Raw genomic sequence first — 17,931 nt, 5'->3', positions numbered from 1 at the left:
GCTTTATCCTTTACGAATATCAATAACACGACTGCCTTCTTTCAGCTTATGTTGGCCACGTATGATGACAATATCGCTGGGATTAAGTCCGCTACAAATTTCGGTCATTGAGGCGTGATGGGCCCCGGTTTTTACTCGAACTGCGACAGCCTTTTTACCTCGCAAGACAAAAATTTTCTGGCCATTAATAGTAGGAATTAAACTTTCTTCTGGGACAAGAAGGCGCTTTTTTCTTTCTCCAAATTGGTGATTTACGCGCACGAATAAACCTGCAGACAAAAGGCGTTCAACGTTATCAATTAAGGCTTCTACTGCGATGGTGCGGGTTTCTTTATCGACTGCAGGATCAATATAGTTCACTATGCCAATATAAGTTTTATTGGGGAAGGCATCAGAACGCACGGTAACTTTCTGTCCAAGATGGAGCTTTGGTAAATAGCGCTCTGGCAAATTATACTCTACTCGCAATTTTTGGTTGGCCACTAAACGAACGAGCGGCTGCCCAACTTTAACGTATTGTCCAACGCTCACTTGCCTTGAGCCTAATGTGCCTGAAAAGGGAGCACGCAAGCTTAATTTTTCAAGCTGGGCCTGTTTTACTTTGACGGTATTTTCCTTTTCCTGCAAATCGGCCAGTGTCTTATCCAAAGCTTGTTCTGAAGCGAGGCTTCGTTTCGCTAATTCTTTGGTGCGGATGTAGTTAGTTTCACTTAGAGTTAGGTTAGCTTTGGCACTCGCTAACTCGCTTTTTAATACTGTATCATCCAATTGAATAAGCAGAGTTCCTTTTTTAACATAAGCACCAGGTGTAAAATAGATGGCAGCAATTTGTCCTGCCAATTCCGAGCTAATATCAATGTTATCAGTGCTGGCGAGGCTTCCTAGCGTTTCAAATTTTTCAGCGAGAATTTTTTCAGTAACAGGTGCGGTCTCTACCGTGATAGCTTTCACTTCCTTGCCATTTAAGTTTGATTTTTTATGGTGGCTAGTATAGATATAACCCAGAGTCGAGAGGATCAAGAGTGTCAAAAGCAAGATAATTGAGCGATTTTTCATGCAATAGGCCACCCCTAGAATAGAAGAACAGGAAATTATAAATCACTTTGGGGTAAGATTCAAAAAAGCTGCGATTGCTTAAACGATGGGAATATAGGCTGATAACCGCTCCCTCACGGTCGCGGCCCGGATATTTATGCAAAATATTGCCGATTCAACGTAACATCCCGGCCGTGACGTGAGGACGGATGTGATGTTTCATACCATTAAAAGTGGCTTTAACCCGATTGAGACTCGTCCTGAGCTAGCCATTCTGTCAAAACTTCAATAATTTTTCGTGCCTGTTCTTCGCTGGAAATATTGAATTTCGATTTCATCCAATACTGATTATTGCGTTTTTGATAGCGTCGAATAGAGTATTTCACTGGGCCAAAATCGTTTTTGCTATTATCCCAATCTTGGTAGCGAAACATAATTGTCGTCCAGGCGCCTTTAGATAAAACATGTTTTCCTAGCTCCTTTGTTGTTTCGGTACCGTCTTCGCTATAAGCAATGGTTAAATCATCGATTGATGCACTCATAGTTGATTCCACACTAGAAATTAATCGATGGATTGTAGTTTGCCATTAACAAATGTCAAGGTAATTGGCGATTGATATTCACCGGGTTGATAAATCCATACTTGTGGTTTTTGGTTAGATTGTATCGGTTGATTAATATAAGTATTGTTAACCACGGACGGGCTACCGCAGGCACCGTAAACTTTAGAAGCTGGATCACCCACTTGAATACTTGTACCCCCGCAAACGGAAAAGGCGTTGGTTGCTGAGCCGTTAATATTAACTGACTGGACTTTATTATCAACAATGTTAACTTGCAATTGGGCTCCACCACTGGTGCCGGTGGGTATTGACCATACCCCATAAAATGCAGTTGGACTTCCCACATTGTTATACATGAGTTGTTGCACCGGAACTTTTTGCATCACGGGTTGATTGGATTGTTGTTGGCTAAGTGGTTGCCCGCAGGCAGCGATTACTTGGTCGGGTGTCATACCGATGTTGATATAGCCCTGGTTTTGCGGGCAATAGTACGATTGTACACTAGCCATGGCATTTACTGAGAAGGATACGATTCCTACAGCAATCACTAATCGGCTACTCATGAGCTTGTCCCAATGATCCAATTTGATCCTAGTATAGCTCTATCTGTTTATTTTTGCTGCTAAAATATGACTCAATTTTGGCAAGGGTGATTATTTAATTTCTTCAAGTTGATTTGCCGCAGCATTGCCTTATTGTGTTAAGGCAATGCGGGCATAGGCTTTTTATTAAACAAGTCTTAACGGCAATGATGCACTCATGAACAAAACAATTGCTTTAAGAATAATCATGATAATGAAAGGAGAAAAATCAAAGCCAGATATGTCAGGGATGAGATATCGTCCGAATGCTAATAAAGGATCGGTTATCTTTCTCATAACCTCTTCGATGGGATGGTGCCAATCGGGTTTAACCCAGCTCATAATGACCCGGATCAAAATGATATAAAAAAGTAGGTTGCAGGGTTGTGCGATAAGGTCTGCCAATACAAACACAAATAAGTAAGTTAAAGGCATCAACGTGCCGTAGAGAAGGAAACCAAGCAGAATGAATTTAATTATTTCAGTAATGATAATTACAGCTAAACAGGCCCAATCATAACGGCTGGGGTGCGCTTTATCAGAATGAATGAGCCCCTCGATGGGTCTTACTAGCGGATCAACGAAGGTGTTAACCATTTTAGAAACGGAATGGAGCGGCGAAATTTTGTAGAAACGCAAAAACATGCGCGCCCACAACAAGAGCAGCACTAACCCGAAGAATAGTGAAACTAAAAAATGACCAACAGCGATAAATCCTGACATGTTACCCCTCATAAAAATAAGCTTATGCTATACAACTATAGCATGGGTGAGGAACCGAGCTGTTTTGCCCGTTCGTAAGCGGCTTCCATTGCTTTAAAGAGCAATTCGGCAAATCCATGTTGCTCAAGTATATCGATAGCTGCTGCTGTAGTGCCAGCAGGTGAAGTCACTTTTTTTCGTAATTCTTTGATTTCGAGATTGGAGCCTGAGACTAACCCCAATGCACCGATTACGGTTTGCAGGGTAAAGGTTTTAGCAATTTCTTCAGTTAAACCCAATTGTTTCGCCGCATCAATCATCGACTCTAAAAAGAAAAAAACATAAGCGGGACCACTGCCTGAGAGAGCTGTAAACGCATCGATGTCTTTCTCTTCAGAAGTCCAAGAAATAATTCCCGAGCTATTAAAAAGTTCTTCAGCAATTCGTTTTTGTTCTTGACTGACAAATTGATTGGCGATCAGAGGGGTTGCTCCTTTACCTATCGTAATTGCAATATTGGGCATGGAGCGGATTATCGGTTGTCCTTGACGGCAATGCTGCTCAAGCCAAGCTAAGCTTAAGCCTGCAGCAACTGATATGAGCAAGCAATGCTTGGGTAGATCCTCTCTGATTTCATTTAAAACAGTGGCCATTTGCACTGGTTTAACAGCCAATATAACCAAGTCTGCATTCTTAACACCCACTGAATTATCAGGATGCGTCAAGATTCCTTCAGGTGTCTTTCCTTCCCTTAACGAGGGAGATGCTGCGGTAATCTGGTAGGTTTTACCTTGGCTGCATAAACTGTGAGCAATAGCCTTTGCCATATTACCAAAACCAATAAAATGGATGTTCATTTACTTCGCTCGCCAAAAATTGCTCTTCCAATACGGACCATTGTACTTCCTGCACGAATCGCTGCAACTAAATCATCAGTCATACCCATCGATAAAGTATCCATGTTTAAGCCCTGCGTTTGATTGAGTTGATGAAATAACTTCGTTAAACGCAGCAAACTTTCATATTGTTGTTGCTCACCCAATTGAGGTTTGGGAATAGCCATTAAGCCCCGCAATTTTAAACGGGGTAATTGATGAACAATCAAGGCAAGTTCATGTAACTGATCTGGCGACACACCCGATTTAGTTCCTTCCTCATCTAAATTAACTTGCAGACAAACATTAAGTTCAGGTTGATGTGCTGGTCGGTGATGTGCTAGAAGCTGGGCAATTTTCTCTCGGCTGACGCTATGAACCCAGCTGAATCCTTGGGCAATGTCTTGAGTTTTATTACTTTGGATTGGGCCAATAAAATGCCAGCAAATGGGTAAATGTTTTAATGCATGAATTTTTGCCTTCGCTTCCTGTAAATAATTTTCGCCGATATGATAAACTCCTGCTGCAACAGCTTCCTCAATTACGTGAGCAGGTTGCCCTTTGCTCACAGCCAGTAACTGAATCTCCTTAGGTGAGCGCTGGCAAGATTCGGCTGTTGCAGCAATAAGTTGTTGAATTTGAGCGACGCGTTCGGCAATAGTCATAATCGACAAATCGAATTAGGCACTTTTCTGTAATTCAATCAACCGAGCAATCCCGTTTTCTGCCAATGAGAGCATGCTGTTTAGCTGTTCTCGAGTAAAGCTTCTATCTTCTGCAGTGCCTTGAATTTCAATGAAGTGACCTTCTTCGTTCATCACTACGTTCATGTCAGTTTCAGCAAGTACGTCTTCAGCATAATCCAAATCTAAAACAGGTTGGCCGCGATAAACCCCTACAGAAACTGCTGCGACATAATTAAAAGCAGGCATCTTGCGCAATTTTTCTCTGGCAACCATCCAACTCAGCGCGTCTTTCAGGGCAATGCAAGCACCAGTAATTGCTGCGGTGCGCGTACCGCCATCGGCTTGAATAACATCACAGTCGATAGTTAAAGTCACTTCGCCTAAAAGTTTTAAATCAATGCAAGTGCGCAAGGATCGGCCGATGAGGCGTTGGATCTCAAGTGTCCTCCCGCCTTGTTTACCTTTACTTGCTTCGCGTTCTGTACGGCTGTGGGTAGCACGGGGCAGCATACCGTATTCGGCAGTAATCCAACCCTGGTTTTTACCTTTAAGAAAACGGGGGACACCCTCAATGACCGAGACATTACAGACAACACGTGTCTGGCCAAACTCGATTAGCACTGATCCTTCGGCATGGGCTGTAAAATTTCGTGTGATTTTAATAGGGCGCAGTTCATTAGGTTCACGATTACTGGGACGCATGATAATCCTCGATGAAAATGAGGAATTATAACTAAGTGACTTGTATATTTATACCCGAGATACTGCAAAATCTTGCATTTGTACAAATTTAGTTTATATTCGCCGCACCTTGGATTAGTTTGTAGTATTATGACTCATAGCATGACGGCTTTTGCCAGAGTACAAAAACAACTTGATACAAGTATCTTTTGTTGGGAAATTCGATCGGTAAACCATCGTTATTTGGATGCGACTTTTCGTATTCCCGATGCATTTCGGTTTCTTGAAACCTCTTTGCGCGCTATGCTACGTGGTAAGGTAAGCCGGGGTAAGCTAGAATGCCAGCTTAAATTTCAAGATGTGGGAAGTGAAGAGCAAGCGATTCTTATCAACGAGAATTTAGTCAACGGGTTAATTGATGCCGGTAATAAACTATCCGCTTCCAAGCATTTGGCGAATGACCTGTCGTTAACCTCACTACTTACTTGGCCCGGTGTTATACAAATCACGCAGCCGGATATTGAAATATTAGGCCAACATGCGGAACAATTATTCGGTGAGGCATTGACTCAATTGCTGCAAATTAGGGAAACAGAAGGGCAGGCCTTACAAGCTCTTGTGCAGGGCCGCTTGCAGAAGTTAAAAGTTGTTGTTGAAGATGCAAGGCTGCAGGTTGCTTCCAATGCACAGCAAGCGCGAGACAAGATATTAAATCGGCTGAGAACATTACAAATGGACGTGGATAGCTCGCGAATTGAGCAAGAAATCGCGCTTCTCCTCACTCGTTTGGATGTCAGTGAGGAACTGGATCGGTTGCAAGCGCATATTGAAGAAGTGGCTAAAGCGCTTAAAAACACTGAGGCGGCAGGAAGGCGTTTGGATTTCCTAATGCAAGAGTTAAACCGTGAGGCAAACACACTAAGCTCAAAATCGGATTCCATGGCATTAACGCAAAATGCCGTTGAAATGAAAGTGCTTATCGAACAAATGCGAGAACAAATTCAAAATATAGAGTAATGAACTATGGGTGCCCCTTGTCCAGGTAATTTAATTATTGTTGCTGCGCCTTCAGGTGGAGGCAAAACAAGCTTAGTTAGAAAATTAGTCAGCGGTTTGGAGAATATCGAAGTCTCCATCTCTCATACGACTAGGAAAATGCGTCCAGGAGAAAAGGATGGCGTGGATTATTTTTTTGTTACTGAACAGCAATTCCTAGAAATGATCGATGCCAATGCGTTTGTCGAGCACGCTCAAGTATTCAATCACTATTACGGTACCTCAGTGAAGCAAATTAATGCGCGGTTAGCTGCAGGTATTGATGTGGTTTTGGATATAGATTGGCAAGGTGCCCAACAAATTAGAAGCATTTTCTCCGATGCAATTTCGGTCTTCATTATTCCACCTTCCTTAGAAATTTTGCAAAAACGCCTCTTTGACAGGCGGCAAGATAATGAAGAAGTCATCGGTAACCGAATGCAACGGGCACAAGATGAGTTAAGTCATTTTTCTGAGTTTGATTATCTTATTGTTAATGATGATTTCGAAAAGGCTTCTTTTGAATTGCAAGCGATTGTGATTGCAAATCGCTTGCGCATGTCACGCCAAAAGAGAGAGCAAGGAAAACTACTTTCTTTCCTGCTTGCATCGCAGTAAAATAGATTATTTTCGCCTCAATTTGAGATGCATTTGTCAGGTAGATAGATGCTTTATCTTGCTTGCGGCTATCTACAATGTATAACAATCCTGTTTAGGTATTAATTCGGAGGTAAGAATTATGGCACGTGTCACTGTAGAAGACTGTTTAGAACATGTAGCAAACCGTTTTGAGTTGGTCATGGTTGCTACAAAGCGTGCTCGAGATATCGCAGTACGAGGGGAACAACCCTTAGTTGAATGGGAAAATGACAAACCCACCGTGGTTGCACTGCGTGAAATTGCGCAAGGCTTAATTACGCCAGAGATGTTGGACAAAGATTAGGATTCAACGACCCCAATTGACTATATTACTAATAAGGCCCTATAAATATTGAGCTTTAAGCCAAGAGCCTACGCATGACAAACTTCCAATGTTCCGCAAGTTATCCGCGAAACCAATAATACGTTCGATGGATGGATCCCGCGAAAATATCGTGGGACGCGCAATAGAGTTACATTGGATTTTAATTATGCACGCCCCTGGGTTGAGCCTAGAAATGTTGTATTAGGTGCCTATTTTGCTTTGTTGAATCATAATCTGCTGTTGACTAGGGTTTTTGCCTACATCGATATAAAGTTGGCGGTAGTGGAATAGGGGAGTGCGGGCGTGAGCTACTTTAAGGAGCTAGACGAAGAGCTTAAATGCTACCTTGAGCAACCGCTTATTGAAAAATGTTATCAAGCTTATTTGGTGGCTGAAAAAGCACACCGTGGCCAAATGCGCCGTTCGGGAGAGCCCTACATTACCCACCCAGTTGCAGCAGCATTAATCCTAGCCCGTATGCGGCTTGATCATCAAACGATCATGGCAACACTGCTTCATGATGTTGTCGAAGATACCTCTATCAGTAAAGAAGATCTCATCCAACAATTTGGGGAAGATGTCACTGCCTTAGTGGATGGGGTAACTAAGTTAACTAAAATTAAATTCGAATCCCGAGCTGAAGCCCAAGCAGAAAATTTTCGCAAAATGGTGCTAGCGATGGTCAAAGACATTCGGGTTATCATCGTCAAACTAGCAGATCGCTTTCATAATATGCACACTTTAGGCTCAATGCCTTCAGTTAAGCGAAGAAGGATTGCCATTGAGACTTTGGAAATTTATGCGCCCATTGCCAACCGCTTAGGTATGCACGCAATTTACACGGGCCTTGAGGATTTGGGATTTCAGGCACTTTATCCTATGCGATATCGTGCAATTAAATCAGCGGTAGAAAAAGCGCGGGGCAATCGTCGTGAATTAACGCAGAAAATTGAAAAAGATTTGCAGGAAGCTTTAAATGAACTGCATATCCCCTACGAACATGTTTTTGGTCGGCAGAAACATTTATACAGCATTTATCGCAAGATGCGGCAAAAGAAGGCTTCATTTACCGAAATAACTGATGTGTTTGCTTTTCGGATAATCACTGAAGACATTGATGCATGTTATCGGGTGATGGGTGCGTTGCATCGCACTTACAAGCCAGTGCCCCAGCGGTTTAAGGATTACATTGGGATTCCAAAAGCGAATGGTTATCAATCGTTACACACGACATTATTTGGTCCTTACGGTGTGCCTTTAGAGGTACAAATTCGTACACGGGACATGGATAAAGTGGCTGAAAATGGGGTTGCTGCCCATTGGATTTATAAATCTTCTGGCTTGGAAGTCAATGAGGCACAATTGCGGGCCCGTGAATGGGTGCAGCGATTGTTAGAAATGCAGCGAAGCACAGGAAGTTCTTTAGAATTTATAGAAAATGTGAAAATTGACCTCTTTCCAGACGAGGTTTATGTTTTCACGCCGAAAGGCCATATTATGGAGCTGCCAAAGGGGGCGACGCCGGTTGATTTTGCTTACACGGTGCATTCGGGGGTTGGTAATAGCTGTGTTGCGGCCAAAGTTAACCGCCGTTTAGTGCCTTTGAGTGTGCCCCTCACAAACGGGCAAACCGTCGAAATTATTACTGCTCCTGGAGCCCATCCAAATCCTGCTTGGTTAAATTTTGTAGTGACAGGTAAGGCTCGTTCCAATATCCGTCATTTTCTCAAAAGCCAGCAACATGCTGAATCAATCGTTTTAGGTAAGCGTTTACTGGAGCAATCGCTGACTGAATTAAGAAGTGATTATGAAAAGGTACCACCCGAAACCTTACAGGCGTTACTCCATGATCTGAGCTACAAATCGGAGGATGAGCTTCTCTACGCCATAGGTATAGGTAATCAGATGCCAATGGTGATTGCTAAGCGATTAGTCTTAAGTCAAGATACAGCAGAACTTGATAAAACAGCAAAAAGCCGTCCTTTAGCCATTAAAGGAACGGAAGGGATGGTGGTGCATTTTGCCGATTGCTGCCAACCTATCCCAGGTGATAATATTGTGGGTCGTTTCCAACAAGGACGCGGAATTATGGTGCACGCCAGCGATTGTCCTAACATAAATCAAGGACGTGGCCATCCCGAGCAGCTCATTTCTTTACGCTGGGATGAACAAGTAGAAGGTGAGTATTGGGTTGATATTACTGTTGAGGTAGCAAATCAACGAGGCGTGTTAGCAGCCCTTGCTACAGCTATTTCTGAAGCTGAGTCTAATATTGGTAACATTAATGTCGATCCGAGGGATGGACGCCATAATGCTGTCACTTTTTCCATCAGTGTACGCGACAGATCTCACTTGGCGCGAGTGATGCGTCGTTTGCGTGCCAACAAAGTAGTCATGCGCCTTTATCGTAAAAAGCAGGGAGAATAATCAATGCAACCAATCCAAACTGATTTAGCACCCGCCGCAATTGGTACTTATAGCCAGGCAATTCGTTGCGACAACACAGTTTATTTATCAGGCCAAATACCGCTCGATCCGAAAACCATGCAGCTTTGTAGCGATGAAATTCGCATGCAGATTAATCAGGTATTTGATAATTTAGCTGCTGTTTGCGAGGCCGCTGGGGGTAGTTTGGCTGATTTAGTGAGAATCACGGTATACCTTACAGATTTAAATCATTTCCCTCTAATTAATGAGGCGATGACTCGTTATTTTACTGAGCCTTATCCTGCAAGGGCGGCTATCGGCGTGTCAGCCCTGCCCCGCGGCGCCCAAATCGAAATTGATGGCATCATGGTGCTTAAATCATCACACCGAGGTTAATTCAGATGAACAACCGCAGTGTCCTGGTCAGCAGAGGTTTTCTGAGTGAATAATAAACAACACGCCCAAACTGGGCGTTTGATGTTTATTATTGCGTGGCTGATATTTTTTATGCTCTTGTTCACTTTTTTTTACTATTATAATCAAAATGAGCAAGGTTCTTATCGGATAGAGCATGGAACAGTGACAATCACGCCAGATGCGGAGGGGCACTATCGCATAGACGGATCTATCGATGATTATCCTGTGAGGTTTATGATTGATACAGGCGCTAGTTTAGTGGCCATCCCCCAGGAATTGGCAACCCAATTAGGTTTGCAAGGTCGTTATGCGATTAATTTACAAACAGCGGGTGGTGAAGTAACTGGTTATTTAACGCGGTTAAAAAAACTGAGCTTTGCCGGGTTCACACTGAATAATATCAAGGCCGTGATTATCGCGGGCGGTGAAGATAATGAAGTACTGTTGGGTATGAATGTTTTATCGCAATTTAACCTATCGCAACAAGATAAGCGTTTAATTATAAAGAAGTGAGTTTAAGTTTGTATGAGTATAGTTTCCTTCCACAATATTACTTTAAATCTTGCTGGGAATCGTTTGCTTGATCAAGTGGATTGGAAAATCGAGCCTCACGATCGCGTTGCTTTAGTCGGGCGAAACGGGGCAGGAAAATCAACGTTACTTCGTCTTCTACAAGGCGAATTAGTCCCTGATAGCGGTCAGATTAATCGAATAAATGGTTTGCGTGTCGCAGGCCTCATGCAAGAAGTACCGCTGAGTGCTAATCAAGAAAATGTCTATCATTTCTTAGTAAAAAGTTTAGGTGAAGTTGGCGAAGTTTTAAGCCAATTCCATCAGTTATCAACTTCAAACGATCTATCAGCTTTAGCTAGTTGTCAGCAGCAAATGGATAACCTTCACGCCTGGGATCTGCTCCCCCGCGTTGAAATGATGGCGAGCCGCTTAGGTGTGGATACCCATGCTGACATGAGTGGCTTATCAGGTGGTATGAAGCGCCGTGCATTGTTGGCAGCAGCGCTCATTGCTTCCCCCGATCTTTTATTGCTTGATGAGCCGACTAACCATTTAGATGTTAATGCAATTGAGTGGCTAGAAGCCTATTTGAAATCTTATACAGGCAGCGTGTTGTTGGTCACCCATGATCGCGAATTTTTAAGCCAAGTGGCTAATCGCATTGTGGAGATCGATCGCGGAAAACTTTATTCCTATGAGTGTAATTACGAGACTTACTTAGACAGACGAGAAGCAATGCGTTTGAGCGAACAAAAACAGAATGAACTTTTTGACAAACGTCTTGCCGAAGAAGAAGCTTGGATAAGAACAGGAATTAAAGCACGCCGCACGCGTAACGAAGGGCGTGTCCGTGCCCTTAAAGCCATGCGCGAGCAGTATAAAGCGCGCCGCGAGCAATTAGGCAAGATGCAATCATTAACGCTTGATGTGAGTCGCTCAGGTCAAATTGTCCTTGAAGCCAGGCATCTTAATTACCAGATTGCCGGCAAGACTTTAATCAAGGATTTTTCCCTTTTGCTGACCCGTGGCGACAAAATAGGAATTATCGGCCCAAATGGTTGTGGTAAAACAACTTTAATACGCATGTTGCTAGGCGAACTTAAACCCGAATCTGGAACACTTAAGCTGGGTACCTCATTGGAAGTTGCCTATTTTGACCAGTTGCGCCGCCGGCTAGACGAACAGCAAACGGTGATGGCTAATGTGGCTGAGGGGGCTGATTATGTCACCATTAATGGTAAACAAAAGCACGTGGCCTCCTATTTACGTGAATTTTTATTTCCTCCTGAGCGCTTTAATCAAGTCGTCTCAACACTTTCGGGAGGGGAACGAAACCGTTTATTGTTGGCAAAACTATTCGCCAAACCTGTAAATTTATTGGTCATGGATGAGCCTACCAATGATTTAGATATTGAGACCCTCGAGTTGCTTGAGAATATGCTCATGGACTACCAAGGCACACTATTATTAATCAGCCATGATAGGGCGTTTATTAACCAAGTCGTAACTTCTGTACTGGTCTACGAAGAAGAAGGAAAATTTAACGAATACGTTGGCGGCTACGATGATTATCGTGCACAGAAAAAGCAGCAGCGCGAGCAAAGTTCATTACCGAAGCCTGCAAAACGAGCGACTAATTCGACTAAGCTGAGTTTTAACGAGCAACGCGAGTTATCCCAATTGCCGCAAAAAATTGAAGTGTTGGAAGAGAAAATTTCAGCCCTTCAACTAAAAATGGCTGCTCCTGATTTTTATCAACAAGAGGCTAAGATGATTAGCCAATACAATCAACAGCTCTTGCAGGATGAAGAGGAACTGGCGAAACTTTATGCCCGCTGGGAAGCTTTGGAAGAGAGAGGATAACATGGACAACATGCTCACGGTGGCATTAGTCGTTTTAATCAGTTCAATTGTTGTGTTTTTTTCAAAAGAGTTTGGGGATTTATTCAAAAAACTATTCGCTATTCCCGGTATGAAACTCTTTCTACCTCTTATTTTTGCGACTGGTTTGGTAGCTTATTATGAATCTTGGGTCTATTTGGGACTGACAAAATTTCAAGACGTTTTACTGGGATTAGTTGAAAAATTAGCGAGTTGGATGCCATTTCGCAAGGGTGCGAGCGATGCAGTAAAAATTTTAGCCCTGATGGTTTTTTCTTTCCTTCCTGTTATGGCCATTGATTTTTGGATAAAGAAAAAGAAAAGCTACGATTCTTTCCGCTATGCTGGCCTGACGATTACCATTGTGTGGCTATTTTTGGCTGTGTTGCTAACAATCAATTATCGCTATTAACTTAAAGGATTCTAACTTTCTTTGATCTATTACGTAACTGCTAAAGTCATTATGAACTCCCCAGCTTTAATTTAGGCAAAAAATGTCAGCTTGCTTCGCGCCTAAATTAAAGCTGGGGAGTTCACAAGATCCTTAGCGACGTTACCTAACTCAAAGATTCGGCCAAGACTGTAAGGTAGCGGATAAGCAACAAAAGCACGCATCTGCTTATCCAGTACGCGCTGGGATGAAGAGCAATGCCCAATTCTTGAAGAGAATATTAGTTGAAAACAAAATGCTGTTAATCAATGCGTCTGCATTTCCCCTAATTGGAAAGGGTATTGATAACGGCAGCGTTTAAAAGAATGATAAACGTATTGCGGATTTTCCGAATAACTGTAATGGGTCGCATTGTAAGCGCAGCAAGGAATACTGCTCATAAAGCAGCCCCTCTTAGCATTCCACACAAAACCACTCTGGCTAGTTGCCAAAGTCCTCCCATCAAAACAGACATACCGCGGACGATCCGGCTTATTGCCAATGATGCACCCTTGGGCAAAGAGAAGACCAGGTAAAAAAATAAACAAGATGTATACGATTTTGTTCATGCCACAGTCCCGTAGCTCTGGTATACTATACAAATTATAGGAACTTTCTTTCATTTCAAGCCCTTTCTGCAAAAAAAGGCAGATATTTAAGGTGGAGTTAAGAAAGAAAGATTAAAATTAGATTAAGTAACTTTTACGATTGATTTTTGGGGTATTCCATGGCCTATCACAATGATGAACTTCTCGCTGCTCTTGACACTATACGGGATTACCCCCCTGCTATGGGTGATCAGCAAAATCAAGTTGTAGGCGCCTTAGATGAAATTCTTAAAGCAGGTTATGGCGGTGGTGCTGCTAACACGAACTTTAGGAAAGCGATAATAGATAACGCTGGTTTTTGGAATCGGCTAGGGGTTAATATTACTGGAACTGAAAATCCAGGTGTCGATACAGATTTTGCAGCTACTGGTGTTGGTGGAACAAGGCGAAAACCACGGCTTGGGAACCCAAGTAATAATTTTGAAACCCTCTATAAAACTGTAGCTGAAAGACGAGTAATGTTGGCTCTTAGGGAAGCTAACGAAGCTCAACTCGAAGCGATCATAAGTGAAGCCGATAATAATGAAGCCCGTAAGTTGCTTTTTGGCACTGACGGTAAGAGCATATTTGGTGGACAACAAGTAACACTTCCAGCATGGGATCACACAAACGAAAACGTTATTACCGACCAAGCAATTACCCGAATTAAAGAAGAGGCGCAACGCCAGTTACTCATTCAAAAAATCGCAGCACTTGGTGATAAAGGTATGCTTGATGCGTTATTGATGGTTCAAAATCAAGTTGCTTTTACTGCTGCAGTAAGAGGTATTTTTGGCCTTGCGACTCCTGCTTCTCCCCCTCCCCATCCTATAGCAGATGCAATGGATATTGGCAGAGTATTTACCCATAAAGTCGAACGGGCTGCTATTAAAAAAGGAGCTGAGTTACTTATAAATAGCCTTTCTGACAGAAATGTTTTGCACATAGTAAATGGGGTAGCAACAAATATTGGGGGAGGAATCACCGATCTTTTAGATTGTAATCCAGGCGATTTTAGAACACGCTTTCAATCGGTGCATGGTCAAGACATTTGTATACACAATCTTGGTGATAGTGATGTTGTTTCCTTACAAGGCCAACTCGGAGCGCGTTACCTAGCAGCAAATTATGCTACTCTAAGAGCAGACAGGTCTGCGGATTTAGAACGAATTGCTGAGGCTGTAACTGAGGTCGCGCTTAAAGCCACAATAGCCCCTCGCGGTGGACCTGCCATGCCTGAAGCAGGCGCTTACATTGACCACGCAGTAACTGCTGCTACTTTACCTAGCATTCGCCAAGCTGCCGCAAAGCAAGCTTTAAAACTAAAAATTGCGCAATGCGATGACGCAACGGCACTTGGGGAGTTGATTTCTGTCACGAATGCTGATGAACTAAAACAAAAATTAGCCAGATTAAATGCATTAGGCTACACCACCAAGAATGAATTTCGTAATGCCCTCACCGGCGCTAGCGTTGATGATATCGTTGCGATGGCTCATATTCGCAAGAATTTAGCAATTATCCCTACAGATCCTACTGACAGGGCCAAGCATTTAACCAACCTTAAAGACCTTATTCTAGATCCTAATTTTACTGCCAAATACCTAAACACCTTTGCCGCCGGCCAACCAGCTGGAGTTCAAAATGTTTTAAGTGGTTATTTTGGAGACGTAGCCCAAATCACTGCAGCCAGAGAACTGGCGCTGCTCTCTTATCTGGAGCAAAAACTTGGGCAGCTTTCTGATCCAGAGATAACTAATTTAGCGGCGGCTGTAGGTAATCATGCTACTGTAAAAGATCTTATTAAGCCCTTATTAGGACTGCAACTAGCCGATCCTGCATTAGATCACCTTATTACCGACGCGGATAATGGGATTGGATTACAAATTCGTAGTTATGCAGCAGCCGAAAAGATAATTAGAGACGCGAAAAGTACAATTATTGATGTGTCAACAAAGGACGCAGCAACCGCTCAGGCTCATACAGAGTTATTAGATAAAATTAACAATCCGCGTAGCGCTCATCTAAATAATTTAGTCACTGCGCCAACATTTCCTGCTAAAGAAAAACAAAGAGTCAGGGCAAGCTTAGTCGAATCCTTAGTACGGAATTTCCCAGCAGACAGAATCCCACCTCTTCCTGCTCCCCCAACCCCTGATCGGCTAACTGCCTTGGCAAAGGCAGCTGATATCGATAAATTTAAAGATGCTTTAAGAGATATCGGTGTAACCGAGCACGATTGGGTTAATCCAAAAACAATGGAACAAATCCAAAAGGCAGCTTGTGCTCAAATTATCAAGCTTGATCTAAGTAAAGTTTTGCCTTTAGGTAATGAAAACAATAGGGTACATCCAAAATTAATTGAGTTAATTGAGCAACTCCCGTTGTCTCAACAACGCGCGCTGTTGGAAAAAGATAAGGCGTTGATTTCTTTAAGCCAAGTTACCGAGCCCCAAGAGGTGGACCGTATATTAGGCGCTAGAAATATCGTTGATGATTCTTTTGTCAATGCATTAGTAGATGAAAATGAGAAATTGGCCGATTTGGCAAGAATTCCGAACAGTGAAGTTGCTAAAGTATTAGCAAAAATTGCCCCGCCGCTTAATTTAACTCCTCAACAGATCACCCAAATTAGTGATCATATTTTAAATGGGCCTAATTTATTTGATGATACGGCTGGTGTTGCTCCGAATATTCCTTTCATTCAGACTGTGCAAGCAATTGCTGGATTTATAAATCATCCTAATCCACAGGTCATTTATAATGCTTTTGGACTTGATAATCTAGGTGCAAACTTGGGTGCAACTCCTGAAGAACAAGCGATAAGAACAGCTATTCGGGATCAAGAAACTCGTAATCAACATGTACAGACACTCTACAGTGGCGCACTAACAGACGAAAGTAAAGACATCTATAGAGGAATAGCCGGATTAAGCAAGTCTAGTCAAATTACTCAAAGAGCAGCTACTGCTATTCATGATGCGATAAAGAGCTCAACAACCTATAGTGACTTTATTGCGACAATTAAACGACCTGCTTTCAATCCTCATTTAGCGGCATTTAGTCCACCTGGGGTTCCCGCATTAGATAAACAGCTAACTCCGAAACTTTTTGCCCAAATTAAGGTTGAGGCAAGGAAAAAAACACTACTGAACCCTGGCACCTATGAAGAGGAGTTTAAAGAGCAAGGAAAGGTTGTCAAAAGCCTCAGAAAAGACTTTTCTGATTTAAAATTAAACTCGGCTTCCTCTGCGCTTAAACGCCTTGCTAAAGCACGACCAATCTATTGGTTCAACCCAGCATTTCAAGCAGCCTCAAAGGAAAATGCGAAAAAGATGGGCTCACAGTTTCGCGAATTGTCCGAAATTTGCGACACTATGATAGCTCATCTAAAGCAGCAAATTGAACAGCTCGAAGATCAGGGGCGTAGTTTGCCTAATCAAACGGAGATTAGGGCAAGCGCAGGGGGTGGGGCGGTCAAACGAGATATAATGGACAAGGTGAGCGAAAGAACACAAGAGTTAATCGTCCTCCTAGACGAAATGGAGAAAGAATTAAAGGAATATGAAAAACTACAACTTCTATTCAAGGGTAATCCTGGTAGTGACCATCCTCTTTTAAAACAAGGACTTTTAACCACGCTTAAACAAGCCGAGGAGGGTAAGAAGGATATTCGCGTTAAAGGTTTTCATAGTTATGCTGTGGATTATCCCATCGATCAAAAAAGGGCTCATTTTGCACCAACTTGGCAGGGAGAAGGAGTAAGGCCTGCTGATCAAAACGGGGTTAGCATAAAAACTGGTGTGCCCGCAGAGCGTTTTGAAATTACAGATATGGTTAGCCCGGGTAAATTCCGTGAGTACACAGTCTATTATGATACAGTGGACCGTAATAACCAACCTGCAGTCATTAAAAGCACGTATATCGAGGAACGTGGCGCGGGTAATCTAGCAGGGCAAGTGGGTACTGGCGGTGTAACACAGTATTCAGCCGAGCTGACATTGACAGCGAATAAGTTCCCCCCCCGTAATAACCCTGAGGCGCGGGTTCATCAAGCCATGGAAATGGCAACCCGTATTTTAGCTGCGCGTGGTAAACCCCCTACGATTGATGATCCGATCATACTAGATGGTCCTAAAGATCAGATTGAATTTGCCTGGACAGCATTAATGGCTATTGGTAAAAATGATCCGAACATGCGTTTTGATGCGAGTGCAATCGTAATCGATAATGCGCAGTTTAGCCCTGATAGCCAATTGGGCATCCTTGGCCGCTGGAAAGGTGATTCGATTTTTAAAAAGCACTTTGAAACACATCCTAGCTACACCGGCTTATTAAAAGGTATAAAAGAAGTTGATAAGCTAAAATTCGGTAAGCAAGAACAAAAAGCAATGGAAACTGCAAGAAAAGACAGTGCTGAACTTATGCAGTTTTATAAAACTAAATATAACGTACTCACAGGCGTGAAACAAAAAGTGAGTGAGAGCGATGATACTATACCTCCACCAACACCCCCTGCTGCTTAAGAGGTTATTAAGGGAAATTTAAGAAGAA

The 17,931-nt window shown here is 42.7% G+C and carries 17 protein-coding genes; 9 read left to right on the top strand and 8 right to left on the bottom strand.

The features are described 5' to 3' along the window. Window positions 1-3 precede the first annotated feature (3 nt). The 7 genes from LMI_RS12360 to rph all read right to left on the bottom strand — a co-directional run bounded on the left by LMI_RS12360 (window position 4) and on the right by rph (window position 5,144). A complete protein-coding gene (locus LMI_RS12360) occupies window positions 4-1,056 on the bottom strand; it encodes an efflux RND transporter periplasmic adaptor subunit (RefSeq protein WP_045100068.1) in 1,053 nt (350 codons plus the stop codon). A gap of 218 nt (window positions 1,057-1,274) precedes the next feature. Next, entirely contained in the window at window positions 1,275-1,577 is a 303-nt protein-coding gene (locus LMI_RS12355; RefSeq protein WP_045100067.1) for a hypothetical protein, read from the bottom strand. Window positions 1,578-1,597: 20 nt separating this feature from the next. Continuing rightward, window positions 1,598-2,161, bottom strand: a complete 564-nt coding sequence (locus LMI_RS12350) for a DUF2845 domain-containing protein (RefSeq protein ID WP_045100066.1) — start codon at window positions 2,159-2,161, stop codon at window positions 1,598-1,600. 165 nt (window positions 2,162-2,326) lie between these two features. After that, window positions 2,327-2,902, bottom strand: coding sequence for a YggT family protein (locus LMI_RS12345; RefSeq protein WP_045100065.1), 576 nt, complete (start codon window positions 2,900-2,902; stop codon window positions 2,327-2,329). 35 nt (window positions 2,903-2,937) lie between these two features. After that, window positions 2,938-3,738, bottom strand: a complete 801-nt coding sequence (gene proC, locus LMI_RS12340; RefSeq protein WP_045100064.1) for a pyrroline-5-carboxylate reductase — start codon at window positions 3,736-3,738, stop codon at window positions 2,938-2,940. Beyond that, window positions 3,735-4,421 (bottom strand): YggS family pyridoxal phosphate-dependent enzyme, encoded by a 687-nt coding sequence (locus LMI_RS12335; RefSeq protein WP_045100063.1) that lies wholly within the window; start codon window positions 4,419-4,421, stop codon window positions 3,735-3,737. Before LMI_RS12335 ends, proC begins: the two co-directional genes overlap by 4 nt. Window positions 4,422-4,436: 15 nt before the next feature. After that, window positions 4,437-5,144, bottom strand: a complete 708-nt coding sequence (gene rph / locus LMI_RS12330; RefSeq protein ID WP_045100062.1) for a ribonuclease PH — start codon at window positions 5,142-5,144, stop codon at window positions 4,437-4,439. Window positions 5,145-5,273: 129 nt separating this feature from the next. Here rph and LMI_RS12325 point away from each other — a divergent pair, with 129 nt between their 5' ends. The 8 genes from LMI_RS12325 to LMI_RS12290 all read left to right on the top strand — a co-directional run bounded on the left by LMI_RS12325 (window position 5,274) and on the right by LMI_RS12290 (window position 12,772). Continuing rightward, window positions 5,274-6,140 carry a YicC/YloC family endoribonuclease gene (locus LMI_RS12325; protein ID WP_045100061.1) on the top strand — a complete coding sequence of 289 codons (867 nt, stop codon included), beginning with the start codon at window positions 5,274-5,276 and terminating at the stop codon, window positions 6,138-6,140. A gap of 6 nt (window positions 6,141-6,146) precedes the next feature. Then, on the top strand, window positions 6,147-6,776 hold the full coding sequence (gene gmk / locus LMI_RS12320) for a guanylate kinase (RefSeq protein WP_045100060.1): 630 nt from the start codon (window positions 6,147-6,149) through the stop codon (window positions 6,774-6,776). A 121-nt stretch (window positions 6,777-6,897) separates the two neighbouring features. Then, the gene (rpoZ, locus tag LMI_RS12315; protein WP_045100059.1) at window positions 6,898-7,101 is read left to right on the top strand and encodes a DNA-directed RNA polymerase subunit omega; all 204 of its coding nucleotides are present in this window, start codon (window positions 6,898-6,900) and stop codon (window positions 7,099-7,101) included. Between the two features lie 324 nt (window positions 7,102-7,425). Further along, window positions 7,426-9,549 (top strand): bifunctional GTP diphosphokinase/guanosine-3',5'-bis pyrophosphate 3'-pyrophosphohydrolase, encoded by a 2,124-nt coding sequence (gene spoT, locus LMI_RS12310; protein ID WP_045100058.1) that lies wholly within the window; start codon window positions 7,426-7,428, stop codon window positions 9,547-9,549. A 3-nt stretch (window positions 9,550-9,552) separates the two neighbouring features. Then, complete coding sequence (locus LMI_RS12305; RefSeq protein ID WP_045100057.1) at window positions 9,553-9,945, top strand: RidA family protein; 393 nt, start codon at window positions 9,553-9,555, stop codon at window positions 9,943-9,945. A 45-nt stretch (window positions 9,946-9,990) separates the two neighbouring features. Then, window positions 9,991-10,479, top strand: coding sequence for a retropepsin-like aspartic protease family protein (locus LMI_RS12300; RefSeq protein ID WP_045100056.1), 489 nt, complete (start codon window positions 9,991-9,993; stop codon window positions 10,477-10,479). Window positions 10,480-10,491: 12 nt separating this feature from the next. Then, entirely contained in the window at window positions 10,492-12,342 is a 1,851-nt protein-coding gene (locus tag LMI_RS12295; RefSeq protein WP_045100055.1) for an ATP-binding cassette domain-containing protein, read from the top strand. A gap of 1 nt (window position 12,343) precedes the next feature. Continuing rightward, window positions 12,344-12,772 carry a hypothetical protein gene (locus tag LMI_RS12290; protein WP_052679567.1) on the top strand — a complete coding sequence of 143 codons (429 nt, stop codon included), beginning with the start codon at window positions 12,344-12,346 and terminating at the stop codon, window positions 12,770-12,772. A gap of 284 nt (window positions 12,773-13,056) precedes the next feature. Here the strand turns inward: LMI_RS12290 and LMI_RS12285 are convergent, their stop codons facing one another. Next, the gene (locus LMI_RS12285; protein WP_045100758.1) at window positions 13,057-13,359 is read right to left on the bottom strand and encodes a hypothetical protein; all 303 of its coding nucleotides are present in this window, start codon (window positions 13,357-13,359) and stop codon (window positions 13,057-13,059) included. A gap of 158 nt (window positions 13,360-13,517) precedes the next feature. Here LMI_RS12285 and LMI_RS12280 point away from each other — a divergent pair, with 158 nt between their 5' ends. Then, window positions 13,518-17,903, top strand: a complete 4,386-nt coding sequence (locus tag LMI_RS12280) for a hypothetical protein (RefSeq protein WP_045100054.1) — start codon at window positions 13,518-13,520, stop codon at window positions 17,901-17,903. The last annotated feature ends 28 nt before the right edge of the window (window positions 17,904-17,931 follow it).

The sequence above is a fragment of the Legionella micdadei genome (genome assembly GCF_000953635.1).
Classification (GTDB): domain Bacteria; phylum Pseudomonadota; class Gammaproteobacteria; order Legionellales; family Legionellaceae; genus Tatlockia; species Tatlockia micdadei.
This window is presented reverse-complemented; position numbering and strand designations above follow the sequence as displayed.